6 protein-coding genes are annotated in these 5,192 nt (G+C 36.3%); 3 read left to right on the forward strand and 3 right to left on the reverse strand.

Features of this window, described 5'->3' with window-relative positions; all coding sequences use genetic code 11:
- Both R3333_RS12275 and gdhA read left to right on the forward strand, forming a co-directional pair.
- A partial coding sequence (locus R3333_RS12275; protein WP_318959070.1) for an OmpA family protein occupies window positions 1-357 on the forward strand: 357 nt, incomplete at its 5' end.
- 291 nt (window positions 358-648) lie between these two features.
- The gene (gdhA, locus tag R3333_RS12280) at window positions 649-2,001 is read left to right on the forward strand and encodes an NADP-specific glutamate dehydrogenase (protein WP_318959071.1); all 1,353 of its coding nucleotides are present in this window, start codon (window positions 649-651) and stop codon (window positions 1,999-2,001) included.
- A gap of 128 nt (window positions 2,002-2,129) precedes the next feature.
- Here gdhA and R3333_RS12285 read toward each other — a convergent pair whose 3' ends face one another.
- The 3 genes from R3333_RS12285 to R3333_RS12295 all read right to left on the reverse strand — a co-directional run bounded on the left by R3333_RS12285 (window position 2,130) and on the right by R3333_RS12295 (window position 4,109).
- Complete coding sequence (locus tag R3333_RS12285; RefSeq protein ID WP_318959072.1) at window positions 2,130-2,459, reverse strand: hypothetical protein; 330 nt, start codon at window positions 2,457-2,459, stop codon at window positions 2,130-2,132.
- Window positions 2,460-2,534: 75 nt separating this feature from the next.
- Window positions 2,535-2,894, reverse strand: a complete 360-nt coding sequence (locus tag R3333_RS12290) for a globin (protein ID WP_318959073.1) — start codon at window positions 2,892-2,894, stop codon at window positions 2,535-2,537.
- A gap of 3 nt (window positions 2,895-2,897) precedes the next feature.
- Window positions 2,898-4,109, reverse strand: a complete 1,212-nt coding sequence (locus R3333_RS12295) for an anthranilate synthase component I family protein (RefSeq protein WP_318959074.1) — start codon at window positions 4,107-4,109, stop codon at window positions 2,898-2,900.
- Window positions 4,110-4,201: 92 nt separating this feature from the next.
- Between R3333_RS12295 and R3333_RS12300 the strand changes: the two genes are divergently transcribed.
- Window positions 4,202-5,192, forward strand: a 991-nt coding sequence (locus tag R3333_RS12300; protein ID WP_318959075.1) for a 1-acyl-sn-glycerol-3-phosphate acyltransferase, incomplete at its 3' end; no start/stop codon positions are given.

Consider the following 5,192-nt stretch of genomic DNA (forward strand, 5'->3'; position numbering starts at 1 on the left):
AAACCAATTGTCTTAAACAACATTTACTATGATTTCGACAAATGGAACATACGTGCAGATGCATCTCCAGTACTGGATAGTTTGGTAAAACTACTCAATGATAATCCAAACATTGAAATTCAATTGGGATCACATACGGACGTGCGTGGGACAAGATATTACAACCAATACTTATCTAATAAAAGAGCGAAGTCTGTGATGGACTACCTCATCAATAAAGGAATTGATCCAGCTAGATTAACATGGAAAGGCTACGGTGAGAGTGAACCGATTAACAAATGTGTTGAAGGTGTGTATTGTTCAGACATTGAACACGAAGAAAATAGAAGAACAGAATTTAGGGTCGTCAAGCAGTAGGTTTAGCGTTTGATGAACTGTTCTTCCATAAAACGGCTCACTAAAAGAAAGTCCTGTGTATGCGCGCAGGGCTTTCTACTTTTTCAATTAAAATCTTGACACCCACTAAATCATTTTCTAAAATCCTCTACACCACAAATAACCATCTGTAAATCAACAGAGAAAAACACACCTCTACCCCTCCACAAAAGTCTTCAATTATTTTAATCCTAAGCTGGCTTTTCTGTAACCTAACTCACCCCGGAAATATAAAATTTATATTACATTTGCTTTACCAAAAAAAAAATTAAAATGGCAAGTAAATTCCAAGCTGAGATTGATGCTTTCATGGCGAAAGTAAAAGCTATTCATGGACATGAAGCTGAATTTATTCAAGCGGTTGAAGAGGTTGCAGAAACTGTAATCCCTTTCATGAATGATAATCCAAAATACAAAGAACACAACATTTTAGAGCGTATCGTTGAACCTGAAAGAACGATTATCTTTAGAGTTCCTTGGTTAGATGATAATGGGAAAGCACAAGTAAACAGAGGATACCGTGTTGAGTTTAACTCGGCTATCGGACCTTACAAAGGTGGTTTACGTTTCCACCCTTCAGTAAACTTGTCTATCCTTAAATTCTTAGGATTCGAGCAAATCTTTAAAAACTCTTTAACTACACTTCCTATGGGAGGTGGTAAAGGTGGATCTGATTTCGACCCTAAAGGAAAATCTGACAATGAAGTAATGCGTTTTTGTCAATCATTCATGACAGAATTAGCACGTCACATTGGACCAAATACTGACGTACCAGCTGGTGATATCGGTGTTGGTGGACGTGAGATTGGATACATGTTTGGACAATACAAAAGAATTAGAAACGAATTTACTGGTGTTTTAACTGGTAAAGGACGTAACTGGGGTGGATCTTTAATTAGACCAGAAGCTACAGGATACGGTACTATTTACTTTGCTAAAGAAATGTTAGCGACGAAAGGTGATACATTCCGTGGTAAAACTGTTGCGATCTCAGGATCAGGAAACGTTGCACAATACGCTTTAGAGAAAGTAATTCACTTAGGTGGTAAAGTTGTTACAGTTTCAGATTCTTCAGGATACGTTTACGCTGAGAACGGATTCCACTCTGAGCACTTAGATTTCTTAATGGAATTGAAAAACGTTAGAAGAGGAAGAATTAATGAATTAGCTGAGAAATTCGGATTTGAATTCCACGCTGGTGAAAGACCATGGGGAGTTAAATGTGATGTTGCAGTACCATGTGCTACACAAAACGAATTGAACGGTGAAGAGGCTAAAACATTATTAGCAAACGGATGTATCTGTGTTGCTGAGGGTGCTAACATGCCATCTACTCCAGAAGCTATCGAATCATTCCAAGAGGCAAAAATCTTGTTCTCTCCAGGTAAAGCTTCTAACGCTGGTGGTGTTGCTACTTCAGGTTTAGAGATGTCTCAAAACTCATTAAGAATGAGCTGGACTGCTGAAGAAGTTGATACGAAATTACACGATATCATGGTGAATATCCACGAGCAGTGTGTTACTTACGGTAAAACTGAAGATGGAACTATTGACTACGTGAAAGGTGCAAACATTGCAGGTTTCGTAAAAGTAGCAGATTCAATGATCGATCAAGGTGTGATCTAATTCACAACACTATATTTAAAAAGCCGACTTCTTTTAGGAGTCGGCTTTTTTATTTGAAAAGAATTAAATCTTCAAATAAAAAAAGCTACCCCTTGCGAAGTAGCTTATCAATTTTTTGCTCAATTCTTTTAAAAATCGTTGTCGTCGTTAGCGTTTTCCTCTAAGTAGTCAACGTCATCGTGTTTATCTTCATATTCCTCTCTAACGTCGTCTCTTAAAACTCCGTCTTCATCGAAATCATCATCGTCTTCTACTATACTAATCGCTTTAACCCTGTTCATGCGCACCAAGTAATACACATCATCCGTTTCAAAAGGTAAGCCCATTTTCTCATCACCGTTTTGCGTATTAAAGCTAATTAAGTGATGCGCAAAACCACGTGGATAAACCAATTTGATTTGCTCCTTTACCGACTCCGACAATTGGTCGTAGTCTTTCATAATTCTAGGTTTACTCATTCTATTAAGATTAATTTCTTATAACAAACATATTCCATTTTCTAATTCGATAATAATAAATCAGGATATTTTTTTTCACGAATTTACCATGTGATTGGCAAGCTTTGGAAAACAGTTATATAAGGCCGTACTCAAATTCTCACCTAAATCCATACTATCAATGGCATCCTTCATACAACGCAACCATTCGTCTCTTGCCTCCTCTGTAATTTCGTGTGGAATATGACGCATACGCATTCTGGGCGGACCATATTTCTCGATATAATATTGCGGACCACCAAGAAACTGACATAAAAAGCGAAACTGCTTATCTTTAATTTCTTCTATATCATTCTTAAACAAATGAGAGATTACTGGGCTCTCAAAAACTCTAGCATAAAACCTATTCACGAGTTCTTTAATGGCCTGTTCTCCCATTACCTCATAGATTGTCATCACTTACTTCCCTCTATTATTTAACGCCTTCATTATAGCATCAACCTTGGTTATGCATTCTTCGTATTCCATTTCAGGATTCGAATTGATTGTAATTGCTCCTCCAACCGGACAACTTAAATATCTATTGGCTTTACTGTAAAGTAAACTCCTGATTACAACATTGAAGTCAAAATCTCCATTTGGTTTGATATAGCCAATAGCTCCAGAATACACCCCTCGTTTAAAGGATTCAAATTCTTCTATCAATTCCATAGCACTGATTTTGGGAGCTCCTGTCATACTTCCCATGGGAAACAATGCTTTCAATAATTCTACAATGGTTGTTCCCTCCTTTTGATCGGCATGAATGGTTGAAATCAACTGATGCACAGTTTCGAAAGAATAAATACCAAACAACTCTCTTACATTGACACTTCCTTTCTTAGCAACTTTCGACAAATCATTTCTCACCAAATCCACAATCATTACATTTTCTGCTTTCTCTTTGGGATCTTTGGTGAGCAAATCTCTCAAACGCACATCTTCCTCTTGATCGGCACCACGCTTACTAGTACCTTTAATGGGCTGTGAAACCAAATCATCTCCCGTCTTTTGCAGGAAACGTTCTGGACTCCCACACAAAATGTAATTCCCCTCAAACTGGATGTAAGAAGAGAAAGGTGCACGGGTAACATTATTCATTTTAAAATACTCCCCCATTGGGTCTATTAAATCCACATTTTCCGCATAAAACTCTTGACAAAATGTTACTTCATAGATATCTCCCTGTTGAATATGTTCCTTTAAGTTTATAATCTTTTCAATGTATTCCTCTTTAGAAATTCTCGATTTAAAATGGATTTCCTGTTTAGGATATTGCGCCATGATTTCTTTCTCTAGGAAATCAACCACAAAATCTAAAGCCTCAGTATCTCTATCTCCACTTAAAAACATTAAATTTTCTGACTTCAGCTCTACGACATATTTAGGTACATAAAAGAACAAGTCTGGAAAATCTAAGTAATCGTTATTTTCAGATTTTAGGTCTTCTATTTCATTCTTAATGTCATAGCCCAAATAACCAAACATATATTTCCCCTTATGGACCTGGGTAAAGTCATATAATTCTTTAAGAGCACTGCCAACATTGGCTTTCATAACAGGTCCTTCACCAAAAGCGAGGAGACCACTTCCATCATTACTATTGAGATATACTATAGGAAAGTCTTTCATTTGAGAGTTTTTAGTTGTACCATGAGTTTGTCTTACCCAAAGTTAACAATACAGAATTATTTTTTTTATCTTCACTAGACAAAGTTTACTGTATGGTCTACCGCATTCTTAAGTTTTTAATTGGAATTGGAATACGCTTGTATTACAAAGAAATAAAAATTAACGAGAAAAGACACCTCAATACGAATGGTCCCCTCATTATCATTGCCAACCACCCCAACACATTAATGGATGCTTGGGTATTAGGCATGATTTCTAAAAAGCCAATTTATTACATGGCTAAGGCTACCTTATTTGACTCTAAATTCAAATTAAGAGTCCTAAGAAGTTTAAACATGATTCCAATTAACCGTCAAGGAGAAGGTACAACAAAAGGCGTAGATAACACACAATCTTTTGAAGAATGCTATAAGCGTTTAGAAGAAGGGAAAACTTTGGTAATTTTTCCTGAGGGCACCAGTTACAAAGAAAGGATACTTAGAAATTTAAAAACAGGTACAGCCCGCATTGCTTTAGAAACTGAAAAGAGGAATGAAGGTAAATTGAATTTAAAAGTTGTTGCGGTAGGGTTAAATTACTCTCAACCGGAAAAATTTAGATCTAAAATTTTAGTAAACATAGATGAACCCAAACCTGTTCAACCCTACCTAGAGGAGTACATCAACAACCCTTCTGGAGCAAGTAGGAAACTTACAGAAAACTTTAGAACACGCTTAGAGAAGGTACTTGTAACTACCCAAAATAAAGAAGAGGATGAACTGGTAGAAAGTCTTCATCAAATCTTAAACTCTAAATACATTAAGCAAAAAGATAAAGGAGTTAAGGCTGAAGTAAACCACCTCAAAGATATTACAGCGAGTTTGATTGAAATTAACTTATCAGAGCCTTGGCTCATACAGGAAATTCAATCTAAGGTAGATGGTATTAAGTGGCGCTTAGATAAAATGCAAATCCGTGCAGATTTTTTAGACAGAAGGTTTAGAAGTACTATGTTTTTCAGACAAGTATTATTGGCTGTAATGTTTATACTTCTCGCCATCCCTGTTTTTATTTACGGACTCATTCATAATATTCTTCAATACC

It is taken from the genome of Lishizhenia sp., assembly GCF_033720595.1.
GTDB lineage: Bacteria > Bacteroidota > Bacteroidia > Flavobacteriales_D > Crocinitomicaceae > Lishizhenia.

Coding starts and splice junctions, on each gene's coding strand:
- gdhA (WP_318959071.1), top strand. CDS start 649: ATGGCAAGTAAATTCCAAGCTGAGATTGATGCTTTCATGGCGAAAGTA.
- R3333_RS12285 (WP_318959072.1), bottom strand. CDS start 2,459: ATGAGTAAACCTAGAATTATGAAAGACTACGACCAATTGTCGGAGTCG.
- R3333_RS12290 (WP_318959073.1), bottom strand. CDS start 2,894: ATGACAATCTATGAGGTAATGGGAGAACAGGCCATTAAAGAACTCGTG.
- R3333_RS12295 (WP_318959074.1), bottom strand. CDS start 4,109: ATGAAAGACTTTCCTATAGTATATCTCAATAGTAATGATGGAAGTGGT.